At 37.2% G+C, this 19542-nt stretch carries 15 protein-coding genes and 2 tRNA genes; 10 read left to right on the forward strand and 7 right to left on the reverse strand.

Features of this window, described 5'->3' with window-relative positions; translation table 11 throughout:
• Positions 1-78: 78 nt before the first annotated feature.
• Positions 79-1035, reverse strand: a complete 957-nt coding sequence (locus tag ZA06_RS01615) for a calcium/sodium antiporter (protein ID WP_053975668.1) — start codon at positions 1033-1035, stop codon at positions 79-81.
• Positions 1036-1279: 244 nt separating this feature from the next.
• On the opposite strand from ZA06_RS01615, the gene ZA06_RS01620 reads away from it, so the two are divergent.
• From ZA06_RS01620 to ZA06_RS01640, 5 genes are all read left to right on the forward strand, one after another.
• Complete coding sequence (locus ZA06_RS01620) at positions 1280-1639, forward strand: BlaI/MecI/CopY family transcriptional regulator (protein ID WP_053975669.1); 360 nt, start codon at positions 1280-1282, stop codon at positions 1637-1639.
• Between the two features lie 2 nt (positions 1640-1641).
• Positions 1642-3618 carry a M56 family metallopeptidase gene (locus ZA06_RS01625; RefSeq protein ID WP_168155197.1) on the forward strand — a complete coding sequence of 659 codons (1977 nt, stop codon included), beginning with the start codon at positions 1642-1644 and terminating at the stop codon, positions 3616-3618.
• 541 nt (positions 3619-4159) lie between these two features.
• Positions 4160-4312: a hypothetical protein gene (locus tag ZA06_RS01630; RefSeq protein WP_053975671.1), complete on the forward strand. Its 153-nt coding sequence runs from the start codon at positions 4160-4162 to the stop codon at positions 4310-4312.
• Positions 4313-4728: 416 nt separating this feature from the next.
• On the forward strand, positions 4729-8637 hold the full coding sequence (locus ZA06_RS01635; protein ID WP_053975672.1) for a T9SS type A sorting domain-containing protein: 3909 nt from the start codon (positions 4729-4731) through the stop codon (positions 8635-8637).
• 173 nt (positions 8638-8810) lie between these two features.
• Positions 8811-9056 (forward strand): hypothetical protein, encoded by a 246-nt coding sequence (locus ZA06_RS01640; protein WP_053975673.1) that lies wholly within the window; start codon positions 8811-8813, stop codon positions 9054-9056.
• Positions 9057-9236: 180 nt separating this feature from the next.
• On the opposite strand, the gene ZA06_RS01645 is transcribed toward ZA06_RS01640, so the two are convergent.
• From ZA06_RS01645 to proS, 6 genes are all read right to left on the reverse strand, one after another.
• Positions 9237-9899 (reverse strand): response regulator, encoded by a 663-nt coding sequence (locus tag ZA06_RS01645; protein ID WP_053975674.1) that lies wholly within the window; start codon positions 9897-9899, stop codon positions 9237-9239.
• A gap of 4 nt (positions 9900-9903) precedes the next feature.
• Positions 9904-11520, reverse strand: a complete 1617-nt coding sequence (locus tag ZA06_RS01650; RefSeq protein WP_053975675.1) for a tetratricopeptide repeat-containing sensor histidine kinase — start codon at positions 11518-11520, stop codon at positions 9904-9906.
• 451 nt (positions 11521-11971) lie between these two features.
• Positions 11972-12223 (reverse strand): 30S ribosomal protein S20, encoded by a 252-nt coding sequence (gene rpsT, locus ZA06_RS01655; RefSeq protein ID WP_053975676.1) that lies wholly within the window; start codon positions 12221-12223, stop codon positions 11972-11974.
• A gap of 23 nt (positions 12224-12246) precedes the next feature.
• Positions 12247-12318 (reverse strand) — tRNA-Glu (locus tag ZA06_RS01660).
• Positions 12319-12405: 87 nt separating this feature from the next.
• Positions 12406-12477 (reverse strand) — tRNA-Glu (locus tag ZA06_RS01665).
• A 148-nt stretch (positions 12478-12625) separates the two neighbouring features.
• Positions 12626-14104 (reverse strand): proline--tRNA ligase, encoded by a 1479-nt coding sequence (gene proS, locus ZA06_RS01670; RefSeq protein ID WP_053975677.1) that lies wholly within the window; start codon positions 14102-14104, stop codon positions 12626-12628.
• A gap of 100 nt (positions 14105-14204) precedes the next feature.
• Between proS and ZA06_RS17215 the strand changes: the two genes are divergently transcribed.
• From ZA06_RS17215 to yidD, 5 genes are all read left to right on the forward strand, one after another.
• Entirely contained in the window at positions 14205-15194 is a 990-nt protein-coding gene (locus ZA06_RS17215; protein WP_053975678.1) for a hypothetical protein, read from the forward strand.
• A gap of 42 nt (positions 15195-15236) precedes the next feature.
• Positions 15237-16757, forward strand: a complete 1521-nt coding sequence (locus ZA06_RS01680) for an OmpP1/FadL family transporter (RefSeq protein WP_053975679.1) — start codon at positions 15237-15239, stop codon at positions 16755-16757.
• A 264-nt stretch (positions 16758-17021) separates the two neighbouring features.
• On the forward strand, positions 17022-17699 hold the full coding sequence (folE, locus tag ZA06_RS01685) for a GTP cyclohydrolase I FolE (protein WP_053975680.1): 678 nt from the start codon (positions 17022-17024) through the stop codon (positions 17697-17699).
• Between the two features lie 27 nt (positions 17700-17726).
• Positions 17727-19208, forward strand: a complete 1482-nt coding sequence (cysS, locus tag ZA06_RS01690) for a cysteine--tRNA ligase (protein ID WP_053975681.1) — start codon at positions 17727-17729, stop codon at positions 19206-19208.
• Between the two features lie 74 nt (positions 19209-19282).
• Positions 19283-19504: a membrane protein insertion efficiency factor YidD gene (gene yidD / locus ZA06_RS16700; protein ID WP_076664186.1), complete on the forward strand. Its 222-nt coding sequence runs from the start codon at positions 19283-19285 to the stop codon at positions 19502-19504.
• Positions 19505-19542 lie beyond the last annotated feature (38 nt).

Raw genomic sequence — 19542 nt, forward strand, 5'->3', positions numbered from 1 at the left:
CCTCACGGAAAATCCTCACAACTTTGCTATCTTAGTTTCTTAAACCTGAAAATCCTGCGGATTTTCAGGTTTAAGAAACTATACACCAACCGATAAATACACAAACACCAAATAGGCACCAAACAACACCATCCCTTTTAACCTACCTATTTCATATCGTTTTGGAGTAAATACCATAGGAATTAAAATAGCCGCAAAACCTATCATCCAGAAAATATTTGTAGAGAGAATTTCAGGCGTTTCAGGATTTACTGAAATAGGTTTTATAATAGCCGTTAGCCCCAAAACCGAAGCAATATTAAAGATATTGGACCCTATTAAATTCCCCAAAGAAATAGCCTTCTCCTTTTTTAATGCCGCAATTACAGAAGCGGCCAATTCAGGCACGCTGGTCCCAACGGCAATCACAGTTACCGATATGGCATATTCACTCACACCTACAGCTGAAGCTAGTTCTTTGGCTCCTCTTACCAACCATTCACTTCCAAAATACAGTGCAGCAGCACCAATCAACAGCCAAACAACAATCTTGAAATTGGAAGTTTCCTGAAGCGCATCGTCCACTTCTTCCGAAAGGTCTACCTTGATCTTTTTTCTGGAATTCCTAATCATGATGAACAAAAAGACAGACAATGCCAGCATAAAAAACACACCTTCCCACACACTCAACAACATGTCCTGCTTTAAAAAAGCATACAAGAGCATGGACAAAATCATCATCATAGGCCAATTGAGTCTATAAAAATCCCTATCAACCACTAACGGCGAAATAAAAGCCGTAACCCCCAATACCAAACCAATATTGGCAATATTGGACCCGATGACATTCCCAAGGGAAATATCCGAAGAGCCTTCCAAAGCAGCCTGCAAACTCACCAATAGCTCTGGTGCCGAGGTAGCAAAGGATACTACCGTCATACCAATCACCAATTTTGACAACTTCAACTTAAAGGATAATGCCACAGACGATCTTACTAAAAACTCTCCACCAACCACAAGTAGCAATAGTCCCAATACCACCCAAACAATGCTCATCATAAATTATTTTTTTGCGAATATAGCCAACAATCAAGAGATAAGCCTTGTATTTTTTACAATTGTTATATCCCTATTACATTACAGATTACATCCAAAATTTTCTAAAACACTTACATAGACATTTTCTTTATTATTGACAGTTTTCAAAGTCATCAACTATAAAACGCGTTAAAAAACTATTAATATAGTTGTGTAACTATAAAAATAGTTATAAGTTTGAACAACCTATAATTCCTTTATCATGCAAAAGTTAACAAACAAAGAAGAAGAGATCATGCACATTTTATGGAAGCTTGAAAAAGCTTTTGTAAAAGATGTCCTTGCTGAAATAAAAGAAGACAAACCACATTATAACACCCTTTCAACCATTATAAGAAATCTTGAGGAAAAAGGATATGTTAGCTATCAAGCCTACGGCAAAACCCACCAATACTTCCCCATTGTAAGCAAAGAAGATTACAAAAAGAAATTTATGAATACAGCCATTGAAAACTATTTCAATAATTCCTATAAAAATGTGGTGTCGTTTTTTGCCAAGGAAGAAAAGATTAGTGTTGAAGAGTTGAAAGAGATCATTTCCCTAATTGAAAACAAATCATGATCATGGAATATTTATTGAAATCATCGGCTATCATCATCCTATTCTATGCTTGTTATAAATTGTTTCTGCAAAAGGAAACCTTTTTTCAATCCAACCGAGCATTCTTAATTTTAGGATTGCTTTTGGCAGCCATCTTCCCTTTAATCGTTATTCCTATTTACATGGAATATACGCCTGCACCCGTGACGGCCAATTTCACCATAGAACCTTTGGCTCAACCTGAAACGGAAGATGCCTGGGAACTAACAGATGTGTTGCCTTGGATATATGGTCTTGGAGTAATATTCTTTTTATCTAAACTCCTGTTTGAAATCACCTCCCTCTTCCTTCTTTTGAAAAAACATCGAAAACAAGCTTTTGGCAAATACATCTTTATTGAAACTAACAAAAATCTAACGCCATTTTCATTTTTCAACCATATTGTTTACAACCCAACCCAATTTACCAAAAGTGAACTCCAACATATCATCAACCACGAAAAAGTGCACGCACAACAACTACATTCTATAGATGTACTGCTCATTCAATTGGCTACGGCCTTACTTTGGTTTAATCCGTTTATATGGCTCTACAAGAAAGCCCTCTCTCAAAACCTTGAATTTATTGCCGATGGTAACGCTCAGCAACATGCCAATAGTGAAAAGAGCTATCAAATGCTATTGCTAAAAACCTCAACTTCTAATCATCAATTGGCCTTGGCCAACAATTTTTATACATCATTAATCAAAAAACGAATCGTTATGTTACACAAATCCAAATCACACAAATTAAAGGCTTGGAAGTACAGTTTGATACTGCCTGTCCTAGCTTGGTTTTTAATGAGCTTCCATACCAAGACCGTGCTTGTTGAAGCCAACGTAAACAATGAGCTCATCCCCAATGTTCCTGAAACAGCAACTACTCTTAATGGAGCTCCAGAAACTACCGAACTAAAAATTATCATTACCAAAGATTTCTCTGAAAAGGAATTTGAAACTGTTAAAGCTGCTGCAAAAAAAGAAGGCGTAACACTTAGTTTCAGTAATATTGAACGCAACAGCAAAGGGGAAATTATTGCCATTTCTGCCGAGGCCAAAACTGAAAAGGGATCTAGCAACTTTAACCTTAATGGTACAGAACCCATCAAACCTTTTGTGTTTAACTACAATGATGAAGGTTTTAGTTTTGGAACGGTATCTACAATGGGAGAAGCGAAAGCCTCAACCATTTCAGGAGAAGACAAAAACATTTACTTCGTTACCAGAGACACCTTAAAAGAAGGAACTCCTACCAAAATCATCATTAAAAAGGAACATAAAGCAGCGACTAGCAATGATGTCTACTTTTCCCCAGAAAGCGGTGACTCCATATATATTGTTAATGAAGTTTCAAAAGCAAATTGGACCAGTAAAAATGGTGAAGCCGTTGATGTGTATGCTTACCAAAATGACAATTCAAACGCCAAAGTGAAGACGGCACAAGTGGGAGACAATGTTCTTTACATTATAGACGGCAAAAAGGCTACCGTGGCAGAAGCCCACAATATTTCTCCTAACAACATTAATTCCGTAAATGTTTATAAAGATAATAAGGCTATTGAATTATATGGCGCAGATGGCAAAGAAGGGGTCATTATCATTAACACTAAAGGCAATAATACTTGGACTACAGATGACGGCTCTAGTATCGTTATCAGGAACACATCAGGAAACAAAACTTATGAAATTAGAAATAATGAGCTCTACGCCCCCTTTGAAATCTCAAAAGAAACTTCGGACTCTGCATTAGAAGCACATAAAGAAGCTTTAGCTCAAAAAAACGTGACAGTAAAATACTCCAAACTAAAACGCAATAAAGCAGGAGAGATTGTCAAATTGAAAATATCACTGAACAACAATAACAACAAAAAGTCAAGTGCCACTTTTGAAGATCCCGATGGCATTCCAAACATAGTCTTTGGAAAATACGTTGATAATGTTTTTGTAAAATCAATTAACTAGCAAAAAATGCCCAACTAAATAGTTGGGCATTTTTTGTTAAAAAGACCTTCTTCCATTTTCAAAAATGAACCTTTTAAAATCTCCTTTTTGAATCTTTTGGAATTCTAAAAAAGATGAATTCCTTAAAAACGGCCCTTTTCCTTCCCCAACTTCCACAGGATTTCAAAAACACCTTCAAAAAACCCCTAGAATTATTACAGTTTAAAACACAAAGCAAACTTAAGACTTACATTTAAAAATATATTCGAAGACATAAGCATTTCAATTTGCAATACATACTATTTTTTTACTTATAAATTAGAAGTCAATTTCATTAATTTCCTTAAAAATGCTTGGAAATAAGGTGTTCCTCCTGATATCTTTAAAAAACAATCAAGAATTTAATCTATTTATTAACCCTTAAAACCATAACACCATGATCACTCTTGCTAAAATATTAATCGATTTAATATTCTCTATCAGATAACCATTTGGACCTTTTAAGTAAAACTTAGTTCTAGAATAAGTTTTACTATTTTTAAGTTCTCAATATCTTAGCGAGATGAAAAAACACCTTTTTAAGAGCATCGCAAAACTGAACAAACACTTACTGCCAAGTTTCAGCAAAAAGCAATTAGACCTTAGCAAAGCCAACAAACTTCAAATGGCTATTATTGGTTGGCGTGCCTACATCACCAAAAATGCCTTGGACTAACTGTTCCAATTTCTTCCCATACATTTTAACTCCTCTAGAAAAAACACTAGGATTTTTCCCTGAGCAAAACTCCTCCCTCAGTTTATACATAAGGTAATTATAAGCTCTTTTACGTGAAAAGCACTTCATTTTCAACTCTTCTAATCACATACATTCGATTTAACTTTTATTTAACTTAAGTAGGATTTATCTTTATAAATTTTTCCTTTACTTACATATTGATTGTTGGCTTTATCAAAAAAAAGGTAAAACACTACAAACGAAACACTTGCCCCGAACCACCTACACGACCTACTTTACATTGAATACCGATTCGTGCCCCGAATCCGCCATTTTTCCCCCTCGATGTTATAGCAATACTATATAAGTATAACTATCAATTCATTTATTAATTATTAATCCTTAATTATTTATTCATGGACAAATCCATTACCAATGGTGCATTTAACCAACCACCAACCAAGACCCCAAAACCTATTTATCGTTCCCTCTCCTACTTACTTTTTATTTGGCTATTCACTTCTGCTGCAACATTAATGGCACAAACGAACATTACTATCAAGCTGACAAACAGCAACGGCATCAATGTTCCTGAAGCAAATTCTGCCACATTAAGTGTTTATGACTCTGGCTGGAAATCATTAACAAACAACGGTTCCGGTGTATTTAGCTATGAAACGTCTTCTTCTAATGTTAGTTTCAGAATGTACTTTAATAACGGTATTGAAACAAAAAGCATTGCTGTTTCTGGCACTACACAAGAAGTTGTATTTAAAACTGTAACTGTAACTGCCAGTTTAAAGGATAAGGATTTAGATAAAATTCCGGGTGGTACAGTAGAATATTATCAAAATGGATGGTCTGACAAGTATAATTCTAATACTCAAAAAGAATTGCTACCGGGAACTTATACCTTCAAAACATATTTCAATAATGGTATTCAAACAAAAACTGCAGAAGTATCAGGTAACGGACAAGAAGTTCGCTTTAGAACGGTGACAGTAGCCCAAACCTTGAAAGATTCAGATAATAATATACTAACAGGTGGTTTGGCACAACATTATCAAAATGGTTGGTCTGACAAGAATAGCTCAAACACACCTATAAACTTACTTCCAGGGAGTTACATTTTCAAAACCTATTACAATAATGGTATTGAAACTATGCCTGTCGAAATATTGCCAGAAAACAGAAACCAAGAAGTTCCCTTTGTTACTGTAACCGTAACTCCTAGCTTAAAAGATTCTGAAAACAATTTATTAACAGGAGGCTTGGCGCAACATTACCAAAACGGTTGGTCTGAAAAATACAATTCAAATTCTTCTACAGAATTACTTGCAGGAACTTACATATTCAAAACCTACTACAATAATGGTATTGAAAATAAATCCAATATTGATATTTCCGGTCAAGCACAGGAAGTTCCTTTTGTAACTGTTACCGTAACACCTACGTTAACACCATGTAATGATAATACAGCCATAACAGGAGGTTTAGTACAACATTATCAAAATGGTTGGTCTTCAAAATATGACTCCAATACTTCAACAGAATTATTATCGGGAACTTATCATTTTAAAACTTATTTCAACCATGGTATCGAAACCCAAAATAGTGTTGTTATATCAGGCTTATCTCAAAATATTGATTTTACTGCTGTTGAGTTAAATATCAATTTTAATGAAAAAGTACAATTTTACCAAAATGGATGGGGCACCTATACCAACCCTAGCTATCTTTTAACAGGAGAATATATCTTTAAATACGGCAACATAAGTATCCCAAACGTCACAATTGATTGTAATACTGAAATAGGGAATGTTTACCTGTTTAAGACCTTAAAAGCAGATGGTAGTCCACTACCTAACGTTACCATCAAACGCAATGATTACGGCACCCATTATGTTAATGTTGGAACAACAGATGAAAATGGAAATCTTTATGTTTTAAACGCAGACTTTGAAGGCTCATGGAAATTCAGTGCTAGCAAAAACTACTCCACCCAATTTATCACTTCAGAAGCGGGCCTAATTACCTTCCAAACCTCTAAATATGTTGCCCTTGTAATGCACACTAATGGATCTGCCTTTGAAGATATTGAAACCGAGTATAACGACTATGGTACGCACTGGATAAACTTGGATTCTCAATACACTGATGCCAATGGTAATGCCAGCATTGAACTTTTCCCTGGTGATTTTAAGTTTAGAGCAAAAAAGAATTACTCTGTACAGGAAAATACACTGGAGTTGACAAGTTCTGGAGCAATGGGAACAGTAGAGTTCCAAACTTCAACATTTACCACTCATGTAAAAAAACATGATGGGGCTAATTTTGATGGCATAGAAACTGAGTACAACGACTACGGCACACATTGGATAGACCTTGAGTCTCAATACACCGATGCTAATGGTAATGCGAGTATAGAGCTTTTCCCTGGCGACTTTAAGTTCAGAGCTAAAAAGAACTATTCTGTTCAGGAAAACACGTTGAACATACCAACATCAGGAAGTACGGATGTGGTAGAGTTCCAAACAGCATTGGCCGTTGCTCATCTAGAAGACTGTGACACCAACATGCCTATTGAAGGTATTGAAGTAGAATACAACGACTACGGTACTCACTGGATCGATTTAGATCCACAATCTACAGGAGTTGATGGTAATGCTTCTATTGAATTGTTCCCAGGAACTTATGACCTTAGAGCTAAGAATATTTACACTTTCGAAACCAAATCAATTATATTGGCTGACCCTTCCGTAAATACTTCTACTAAGGTTGAATTCTACCCAACTCGAGTTTGCTTTAACTCCGATATGGTAAAATACAATGATTATGGTACCCATTGGTTAACCTTGCCATGTAACACCTATATGTTCCCAGGCACTTACGATTTCAGATTCTATAACAATGGTAACCTTGACCTAGAAACCTCTGTGGCCATTGATGGTTGTGCCCAAGAGCAAGCTCCTATTTTTGTACAACTTCTGGATAGCGAAGACAATGGCTTGGCCAATGCTGAATTTAAATACCGTTTTGGTTACGGAAGCTACACTACCATAGGCACCGATGCCACAGGCAACGGTATTTGGACTTTTATCGATGGTAACCCAAGTAATACTAAGGTAAATGTTAGCTATAAAGATTCCTCAAAAGAAATCCAACAGAATGTTCAGAGCAACCATATGTTTATTTTCAACACCGTAAAAGTGACTGCAGACCTTGAGACTTCGCTTCCTCTTGATATCACTAACGAAGCTGATAATTGGGAATACAGATTTGGGTATGGCCCATACACTTCTTTCGACCCTACGACAGGAGAGGAACTGCTACCTGGAAATACTAAAGTGAAAGTTTCTCATAAAGGAACTTCTAAGGAAATACAGCAAAACACTGGTGCTATCTCACATTTTGACTTCAACACTGTAAAGGTGACAGCTGACCTTGAGACTTCTCTTTCTGCTGATATTACTGGGCAAGCAACTTTCCAATACCGATTTGGTTATGATTCTTATTCAATTCTAGATCCTGTAAATGGAGAAGAGTTATTACCAGGCGATACCAAAGTAAAAGTTTCTCATAAAGGAACTTCTAAGGAAATGCAACAAAACACTGGTGCAGATGCTAGTTTTGACTTCAATACTGTACAAGTAACCGCTAGCCTTGTAGAGTCTAATCCTGATAATGATATCACTGCAGATGCTACATGGCAATACAGATTTGGCTATGGCTCATACACATCTTTCAACCCTATAGATGGAGAGGAATTATTGTCAGGAAACACCAAAGTGCAAGTTTCTTACAAAGGAACCTCTAAAGAGATGCAGCAAAACACTGGTGCTGATTCTAGTTTTGACTTCCAAACAGTGTTAGCTATGGCAAATTTATGTGGCGGGACATCCGGCACATATGTATACCGTTACGGATATGGACCTTATATGCCCTTTAATCCTAGCGGTGAGGAGCTCCTACCTGTAAACACCAAAGTAAAAGCAACCAATGATGGTAGTACGTCTCAAGAAAAGCAACAAAATATAGGTTCAGATTCATTCTTTGAATTTAGCTTTGATTGTGTAGCTCCAACAACGGCGGCTCCCCAAGTTAGTGCTTTTGACACCCAAAATACGGTAAAATGCTACCCTAACCCAACCAGCGAATATGTAACCTTGGAAACAGATCATCCTGGGAATATCTTTATATTCAACACAACAGGCTACCAAGTACATAAAGGAAAAGGTAAAACAGTAAATGTAATAAACTACCCTGAAGGTTGGTATTTTGTAAAAGCTGGAAATTATACCGGTAAATTCTATGTTAAGCACTAACTAGATAAATAACTTTCTAAAAAAGCACCCTCTGATGGGTGCTTTTTTTATATGTTCCAGACAGCTAAAGTAAAATGAAAAAACACCCTAAAAACTTAACATTGAAAGTAGCCTTTAAAGTTGCCCAGCTACAAATCATGGATTAATTTTACGTTTACAAAAAAACGCCAACCATGGTACAGGATTTAGACACCAAGGAACTTTTGACTTCGTTCCTTTATGAACTTGACGATTACAGCTCGTTGGATTCCTTAAAATTTCTTGTGGAAGACAGTAGCAAACACTATCACAGTTACCAAATAACCTATTGGACCGCCAATAAAGAACTCAAAACACTTTTGGTTGAAATAGACCTTCTAAAAGGAAAAATGTCGTTTGGCCCTTGGGGCGCATGTGCCATGGAGACAGTGAAATTTTAGGTTGACTCTTTTCAAAATTCCCCTTAAATCCTTTTCGTTTTAACGAAACAGAAAAGGCACATCCCTAAGAATGCGCCTTCAGTAAAAAAATTCCCTAATGCAATTAACTAATAGCATGTCAAAAATAGGGCATGCTATAAAATATCTTTTACGGGTATCCGTAACATCGCTATTTTTATTTTAGATCAACCCTAAGTCCTTCACAATAGCCACTAAATGAATGGCATTATTGGCATTAAATTGAATTCGAAGTCTATTGAGTCGTTTTTCAATGGAACTCAAACTATTGGGGTACACTTTGGCTTCCTTGAAAGATTTACTGATTTGATCCTGCGAATAGCCCAAGGACAACTGCCGCATCAATTCAATATCAAAATCTTCAATCTCCATTTCTGATTTTTGACTTAAGGCATGTGAAATCTCTTTGGAAAGGAATTGTCCTCCGTTAAAAACCTCATCCAAAGCCTGCTGTAATTCCAACAAACCTCTGCGCCCCTTACACACATAGGCACTAACACCATATTCCAACAACTGCCTAACAGTTTGCAACCTATCTTCTATGGAATAGACAATAATTTTAAGGTTTGGAAAATCCTGATGAATGGCCTTTACCAAACTTTCCCCCGAAGTAAATTGCTGCTCCCTATAGTCTGCTTTAAAAGAAAGATCGGTAATTAACAATTCAAAAGGCTCACCATCCATTTTGGCCTTTTTGAGTTTTAAATAAGCTTCATCACAATATTGAGCCTGAACCACATTGGAAACCTTTAAAGTTTGCAATACCGAGGCCACACCTTGATTAATACTTCCTAAATCGTCGACTATTAAAACTTTATTGAACATGCTATCAAATTCTTATCAATGCCTTGAATCCGGCGTCATTATTGGTTTCAAAGGTAATGGAACCTTTAATGGATTTGATACGGTTTTCCGTATTCCTAAGTCCATTTTTCTTACAGAGCTCAGTGCCAACGCCATTATCTGTATATTGAATTTGTATCCATTTTCCTTTTTGCTCGAACTTTAAAACCGCATAAGAAGCCTTACTATGCTTACGCATATTCACCATCAATTCTTGCAATACCCTGTAAATGGTTGTCTTTTGCAAATTTGAAAGCAGCCTCCAATCCACCTTAGAGATATTTTGTACTATAACCCTAACCTCTTCAGTATTGAAGCCTTTCAATAATTCCATTAAGGTTTCTCCGAAATTATGTTCCACATCAATATCACTGTGTTCCTTGGAAATATCCCGAGTTTTTCGGTACACAGCTTCCAAATGGTCCAACACCTCTTCAGTTTCTTTACTAGCCTGCAATTTGGTCATGATTTGGTACACATCATTGGCCACCTCATCGTGTACTTTTTTAGAAATACGCGTTTCGGTTTCAAATACTTTTTGAAGCTTCTCTTTATTGTGCTTTATTCTTCCTATGAAATAGACAGCAGCAAAAACCATTATCACCAATACCAATATCATGATGAGTCTTTGCCTTTCAAATTCACTTTCCTCATACAAGCGTTGTTGTTCACTAAACTGGTACCTGTAATACTCAAAATTGTCCTTGGCCTGTCTTCTGGCCTTCTCCAAACTATCCTTCAGCTTTTTATATTGAACCACTTCCGGTGTACCGTTTAGAAGCAACAATGTAGACAACGTACTTTCTAAATACTGTGGATTATTGAGCGTTTTTGCCAACCCCAAAGCCTTATTGGCATAATCCTGGGCCGTTTCCCTATCTCCCCTGTCCAAATAATATTCCGACAAATGACTATAGCTTGTGATGATTCCCGGAACATAATTGTTAGTTTCCTTTATGGATAAGGCCTCCAACAAATTTTGAAGCGCTTCCGGTTGGTGCAACTTGGATTGCGCCAACCCCAAATTATCCAATATTCGCGCTGTCATCTTAACACCTAAATGAGGGGATTTTGTATAAGCCTCTTCAAAATACACCAAGGCCTTGGTGTATTCGCTTTCATCCATATACAAATTCCCGATATTATTCAATAAGGTTGCTCTGCTACTCTCATCTTCAACCAATTCCAAGCTCTTATTGTAAAACTCCAAGGCTTTTGAAGGATTGTCCAAACTTCGGTAAACGATTCCCAAATGGTTGTAAATGCCAATTCTGTTTTCCTTTATTTTTTCAGAATCCTCCATCTGTCCCAACAACTCCAAAGCCTCCACACTGGAAATTTCACTATCAGACAACAACCCCATTTTCTTTTCTATACTAGCTAACAATCTTAAATCAAATACAGCTTTTTCAATATCTTTTTTCTGAAGACTCTCATCTTTATGTTGCTTATAAAAATTGTAGGCTTTTGCCAATTGGGCATTGGACTCTGGGCGACTAACAACTTGATAATAATAGGTAAGACTATCCACTTTTTGTTGGGACTGCATATGCAACACCACCCCAAAAAGGCATATAAACAGAATGGACAAGGTTGGTTTCATGCCCCTAAAATAACAATAAAAACAGCAGGATAACCCCTTATTTACTTGGAAGAATAAAAAAAGACACGCCTGTTTGGACGTGTCTTAAATCAGGTTGGTTGGTTATTTGTTCTCAAATAACTATTGGGAATACAATAGTAGGACTTTACTTTTAAATAACTTTACGGAATTCCGTAATGAGATTTAAAAATTTAAATTTAGACCTAAACATTCAAACAAACCAGAAACAACGAAGAATTCCTGATCTCCATGAATGGACAGAAATTAAGTATTTAAACATTGTATATTAAAAAGCCCATGAACTTATTCATGGGTTTTCTTTTTACTAATAATTTCCAACTCCTGAACTACCTTAACTAATAAGAATACCTTCGAGATTGAATGAGATAAGTTTGAAGCAAAAAAAAGTCTTTCCGCTTGGAAAGACTTTTAATCTATCTTTTTCTTCTTCCTACAAAGAAGCTACATGCTTAGTTAAACTTGACTTCAAGTTAGCAGCTTTGTTAGAATGAATTACATTCTTCTTAGCTAACTTATCTATCATAGATACAACAGATGGCAAAAATTCCTGAGCCTCTTTAGCCACTTCCATTCCACGTAACTTTTTGATAGCATTACGAGTTGTCTTGTGCTGATATCTATTAGTTAAACGCTTAGCTTCGTTACTTCTTATTCTTTTTAATGCTGACTTATGATTTGCCATTTTCTTTCTATATTAAAAAATTGTAGCCCGTAGGGGAATCGAACCCCTCTTACCAGGATGAAAACCTGGCGTCCTAGCCGATAGACGAACGGGCCATTAATGTCTCGTTTTCGAGAGCGCAAATGTAAAACATATTTCTTACACTTACAACATCTCCAAGTAAATTAATGTACTTTTATTTGTAGCCCGTAGGGGAATCGAACCCCTCTTACCAGGATGAAAACCTGGCGTCCTAGCCGATAGACGAACGGGCCATTGTATTTATTGAATTCGCAAATTAATTCACTATTCAATCTTGCAATACGTTTCAAATAACGAGCAATTTCTCAATTGCGGTTGCAAAAATACAACTATTTTTAAATGCTGCAATACCTAATTCAACTTTTTTGAAAAAATTTTTTCTTAGTAGGCTTTTGCAAACAATACTCTACCTTTTGAAGGCTTGCCTGAATACACACAAACACCTTCCTCCTCTTTTCTATCCAAAGGAATACAACGAATGGTGGCTTTGGTCAATTCTTTGATTTGCTGTTCTGTTTCAGGTGTTCCATCCCAATGTGCCGATATAAATCCTGTTTTGTTTTCCAAAACGTCCTTAAACTCGTCAAACGTATCAACCTCTGTTATATGGGTATTTCTAAAGTCTAGGGCTTTATTAAATAAAGATTCTTGGATCTCTGTCATCAAACCGTCTACTACCTCTACTAAATCATCCATGGCTACAGATTGCTTGGAAAGTGTATCTCTTCTAGCCAATTCAACCGTTCCATTTTCCAAATCCTTTGGACCAATTGCAATACGCACTGGAACTCCCTGTAACTCATATTGTGCAAATTTGGCACCTGGACGATGCGTTGTTCTATCATCATATTTACAACTTACACCAATTTTACGCAATTGCTCCATAATAGACTGTGCCTTTTCAGAAACAGCGTTTAACTGTTCTTCACTCTTATATATAGGAACAATAACCACTTGTATTGGCGCTAAGTTAGGAGGTAATACCAATCCATTATCATCACTATGGGTCATGATCAAAGCTCCCATAAGCCTCGTAGAAACTCCCCAAGAAGTCGCCCAAACATAATCCAGTTTTCCTTCAGCATTAGTAAACTTCACATCAAAAGCCTTGGCAAAATTCTGACCAAGGAAATGCGATGTTCCCGCTTGAAGTGCTTTTCCATCTTGCATCAAAGCTTCTATACAGTAAGTCTCAACCGCACCTGCAAAACGCTCGCTTTCGGTTTTCACGCCTTCAATAACTGGAATGGCCATAAAGTTTTCTGCAAAATTGGCATAGATCTTATTCATTTGCTCCGTTTCTGCCAATGCTTCTTCTTTTGTGGCATGAGCAGTGTGCCCTTCTTGCCACAAAAATTCTGCAGTTCTTAGAAACAATCTGGTACGCATTTCCCAACGCACCACGTTGGCCCACTGGTTGATTAAAATTGGTAAATCCCTATAACTTTGAATCCACCCTCTATAAGTGTTCCAAATAATAGCCTCACTAGTCGGTCTTACTACCAATTCTTCTTCCAACTTAGCCTCTGGGTCTACCCTTAATTTACCGGCATTGTCAGGGTCGTTCTGCAACCTATAGTGGGTTACTACCGCACATTCCTTAGCAAAGCCTTCGGCATTTTTCTCTTCGGCCTCAAACAAGCTTTTGGGAACAAAAAGCGGGAAATATGCATTTTGATGCCCTGTTTCCTTGAACATTCTGTCCAATTCGGCCTGCATTTTTTCCCAAATTGCGTATCCGTATGGCTTGATTACCATACACCCTCTAACAGCTGAATTCTCAGCCATATCAGCCTTCACAACCAATTCATTATACCATTTTGAATAGTCTTCGGCTCTGCTCGTAAGATTTTTGCTCATCGTAAGTGTTTTGGCACAAAAATTGCGCTAATGTTAAATACAAGAATAGTTCGGCAAAACTAACTATTTTTGTAATGTTCAACAATAAAATTAAAGAGATATGCAATTTAACAGCTACGTGAAATCAAAATTGCCATTATTTGTTGTACTGGGTTTTGTATTCCTGTTAACCTCTTGCGGTTCCTACCAATATGCAGGTTATGATAACGATGGTATATACAACTCAAATGGTGTTGTTTATGAAGATGCCCCTCGAGTAGAAACTTCGGCGAGCAACAATGGCTACTACAAAGCCTATTTTGCCGAAAAATCCCAACAATATGAAGAGATTCCTCAATCTGAAGATATCATCTTTACCGATATTGAATCTTATGAAGGGAATTATTATGAAGAGCAAGATACTACCGCTGTAGTAGATAACTATAAAGGTTACGCCGGCTGGGGAGACAACAGCTCTGAAGTTTCCATTAACTATTACAACAATTTTGGATATGGCTACTGGGGATACAACTATTGGGGCTACAACCCTTATAGTTGGAGAGCTTGGAATTATTACCCATATTGGAATGTTGGTTGGAATTACGGCTGGGGTTGGAACGTTGGCTGGGGATGGGGTTATTATGACCCATGGTGCTCCCCATATTATGGAGGCTATTACGGTGGCTACTACGGATACCCCTATTACGGATACCCACATTACAGAAGACCATACGCTTCCTATAATGCGGGCAGAAGAGGGTATTCTAACTATTATAACAACCCAGGAGGAAGAGTTGCGGTTAATCGCAGCAGACAAAATTCTACTTTAACCCGTGATTACAGGTCTTCTGTAAGAAGAAGTACTAGCACGCTGAGTAGATCAAGTAGCAGAACCTCTACGCTTCAAAACAATAGATCTAACACAGTAAGAAATAACAACTCTGGCTATACCCCTAGAACCAATAATTCTTCCAACGTTAGAACTAGAAGTTACTCTACACCAAGTAGAAGTAGCATGCCAAGTATGCGAAGTGGAAGTTCCTCTAGAGGCTATATGGGCACCCGAGGAGGCGGTGGCGGTTCACGTTCTTCATCAGGTAGAAGACGTTAAAACCATAACCTCAATCAACTTATAATCCAATAACCAAATTGTATGAAAAAGTTAAGTTTCCTAATTATAGGGGCATTATCTATGTCCCAACTTATGGCACAAGACATCTCAGACGCTTTAAGGTATTCATTTGATGATATTCTGGGAACAGCAAGATTTAGATCAATGTCTGGAGCTTTTGGAGCCTTGGGAGGAGATCTATCAGCTATCAGCATCAACCCTGCAGGATCATCTGTTTTTACGCGTAGTTACGCTACATTTTCTTTATCTGTTCAAACTATCAACAATGATGTGAACTATTTCGGTAACAACAGATCCTCTTCAGAATCCAAATTTGACTTAAACCAAATAGGAGGCGCTTTTGTTTTTAATAATACCAATGGAAACTCTCCTTGGAAGAAATTTGTTCTTGGTGTTAGCTATGACAAAGTGGCTAATTTTAATAATGATTGGACTGCTTCAGGAACCAACACCAACAACTCCATTGCTTCTTATTTCACTGGCTATGCGCAAGGCTTAAGACTTGATGAAATTTCTGCATTTCCAGGAGAATCCTATTCCGAAGCCTATTCTGCTATTGGTTCCGCCTATGGCTACAATAACCAACAGGCGTTCTTGGGTTACGAATCCTATATCATAGACCCTGAAAATGATTTGGATGAAAACACCTCATATATCTCCAATATCGCTCCAGGATCTTACAGACAAAACTATTACTATTCAGCAAGAGGCTATAATGGAAAGTTAGCGTTCAACATGTCTTCCCAATTTAAAGACAAACTTTATTTAGGACTTAATTTGAACACTCATTTTATCAATTATGAGCGCTATACCTATTTAAATGAATCCAACAATAATTCTGGATCTTTGGTCCATGAAGTCGGTTTTGAAAACGGATTGTATACTATAGGAACAGGATTTTCATTTCAACTTGGTGCTATAGGCAAACTTACCGAATCTCTTAGATTGGGAGCTACGTACACCTCACCTACTTGGTATACAATTGCAGAAGAAACCACTCAATATTTAGAAACCTACAGAACCGAAGGTGGCCAAGAAATTGCTCAAATTATCAATCCGAATATCATTAATGTTTTCCCTGACTACAGACTTCAGACACCTGGAAAATTCACTGGAAGTTTGGCCTATGTTTTTGGAGACAAAGGGCTATTAAGTTTTGACTATTCTATAAGAGATTATTCCAACACTAAATTCAAACCTAAATCCGACCCATATTTTTCTAGTCAAAATTCATTGATTGGAAACACCCTTTCAACAGCTTCCTCTTACAGATTTGGAGGTGAATATCGCATACAACGGGTAAGCTTGAGAGCTGGCTACAGATTTGAAGAAAGTCCTTATAAAAACAACGACTTGTATGGCGATCTAAACGGCTACTCCTTTGGAATTGGTTATAATTTTGGAAATTTCAAATTGGATGCAGCCTTCGATCAATCCAAACAAGATGTCAACTACCAACTTTACAATGTGGGCCTTACCGATAACGCTCTAATCGACTCCAAAGTGAGCAATTTTGTTGTCACCTTAGGTTTTAATATTTAACAACATAATATCTAGATTACTATAGAAAAGCCCACTAAAATAAATTTTAGTGGGCTTTTTCTTTGACTATAAAAAGATAGACCTATGAATTACAGTTTTTTTTAATGTTTTTTAATAAAATATTAGCACTTACTTAATGATTTTAACACTTGCTTTGTGCAATGATATAACAGCTCAAATTAAAAAACCCCTACCCGCAATTTGATTTTTTTAATTGCTTATCTTTGCAATCTGTTTAATAAGAGCTTATTTTGAATTTTTGAAATGAAAATAGAAAACGACATAGAAGATTTTGAAGCTTTAGGGAACGATCATATTGGTACTTCGGCAAATACACCGATGAGAGAAGATGCCTTCAAACTTTCCAATGATGAAAAAATCGATATCATCAAGGATGATGTGCGCCATATCATGGAAACCTTAGGTTTAGACTTAACTGACGACAGTTTGAAAGGCACCCCAATGCGCGTTGCCAAAATGTTTGTAAAAGAAATTTTTGGAGGCCTTAACCCTGACAAAAAACCTAATGCCTCTACTTTTGATAACAAATACAAATATGGAGAAATGTTGGTGGAAAAAAACATCACCGTATACTCCACTTGTGAGCACCACTTGCTTCCAATCGTAGGAAAGGCCCATGTCGCCTACATCTCTAACGGAACTGTAGTAGGGCTTTCAAAAATGAACCGTATTGTTGATTATTTTGCCAAACGTCCACAAGTACAGGAACGTTTGACCATTCAAATAGTAAAAGAACTTCAAAAGGTTTTAAATACCGAAGATGTTGCCTGTGTTATCGATGCTAAACATTTATGTGTGAACTCTAGAGGAATCAGAGATGTGGACTGCAGCACAGTAACTTCGGAATTTGGCGGAAAATTTAAAGAGAAAGAAACCCGTAGAGAATTTCTGGATTATATTAAATTAGACACCCAATTTTAGTTTAAAAACCTAACGTAAAATATCAGCATGCAACTTTACGAGCAACAACCTATTTCTATATACAATTCACTTAGCGGACAAAAAGAAGCGTTCAAACCTATCAACGACGGCTATGTAGGCATGTACGTTTGTGGACCTACGGTTTATAGCAATGTCCATTTAGGAAATGTAAGAACCTTTATGTCCTTTGATGTTATCTTTAGATATCTAAAGCATCTTGGCTATAAAGTGCGTTATGTTAGAAATATTACAGATGCTGGTCACTTGGAAAATGATGCTGATGTTGGTGAAGACCGCATTGCCAAAAAGGCCCGTTTGGAACAAATTGAACCTATGGAGGTTGTACAACGTTACACTGTTGATTTTCACAACATCCTGAATACTTTCAATTTTTTACCGCCAAGCATTGAGCCAACGGCAACAGGCCATATCATTGAGCAAATTGAACTTATCAAAAAAATCATTGATAACGGATTGGCTTACGAGGTAAATGGGTCGGTGTATTTCGATGTTTTAAAATACAACGAAACCAAGCCTTACGGTATCTTGAGTAAGCGTAATGTAGAGGATTTAATTCACAACACGCGCGCACTTGATGGACAAACAGATAAGAAAAACCCACAGGATTTCGCCCTTTGGAAAAAAGCTGAGCCACAGCACATCATGCGTTGGCCTTCCCCTTGGAGTGATGGATTCCCTGGTTGGCACTTGGAGTGTACTGCTATGAGCACCAAATATTTGGGAGAACAATTTGATATTCACGGAGGCGGAATGGATTTAAAATTCCCTCACCACGAATGTGAAATCGCCCAAGCCGAAGCTTGCAACAACCACGCGCCCGTAAACTATTGGATGCATGCCAACATGTTGATCATGAACGGTAAGAAAATGGCGAAATCTACTGGAAATTACATTTTGCCAAATGAAATTTTCTCTGGAGACAATCCTCATATTACAAAAGCTTATTCACCGAGTGTAGCCCGTTTCTTTATGCTTCAGGCGCACTATAGAAGTGTCTTGGATTTTACCAATAATGGCCTATTGGCAAGTGAAAAAGGTTTCTACAGGCTTATGGATGCCATTAATGTATTAGATAGTATTACTCCTTCGGGCAATTCTACCTTTAATGTCTTGGAATGGAAACAGAGCTGCTACGATGCCATGAACGATGACTTTAACACCCCTATTTTGGTGGCCAACCTGTTCGAGGCCGTTAAGTTTATCAATCAATTGAAAGAAGGAAGCGCCAACATTTCCGAAGAAGATTTAAAAACTTTAAAGGAAACCATTCATGCCTTTGTGTTTGATATTTTAGGTTTGGTGAATGTAACTGCAGAAGATTCTGGAACAGATAAACTTTCAGGTGCAGTAGAACTGTTGATCAAATTAAGACAAGAGGCAAGAGCTAATAAGGATTTTGCCATGTCTGATAAAATTAGAGATGAATTGGCCGAAGCAGGGATTCAGTTAAAAGATGGTAAAGACGGCACCACTTTTACGACCAACTAATTGGTTGTGCAGTCTACCTATAATATAAAAGGGTGCAATAGTATTGCGCCCTTATTTAATTATAATTTAGCCTCATGAAAAAGTTGCTCATTGCTCCTTTTCTATTTCTTATCAAGGTATATCAAACAATGATATCCCCGTTCACACCGTCTACTTGTCGTTACCAACCAACCTGCTCACACTACACCAAAGAAGCACTTCAAAAACACGGCCTTTTTAAAGGCGGCTGGCTCTCCATAAAACGAATTTTGAGCTGTCATCCGTGGGGAGGCAGTGGTTACGACCCTGTTCCCTAACCCAACACATTAATTTACCAAAACCATAACGTGTAGTC

The sequence above is a fragment of the Mangrovimonas xylaniphaga genome, assembly GCF_001280435.1.
GTDB classification, from domain to species: Bacteria; Bacteroidota; Bacteroidia; order Flavobacteriales; family Flavobacteriaceae; genus Mangrovimonas_A; species Mangrovimonas_A xylaniphaga.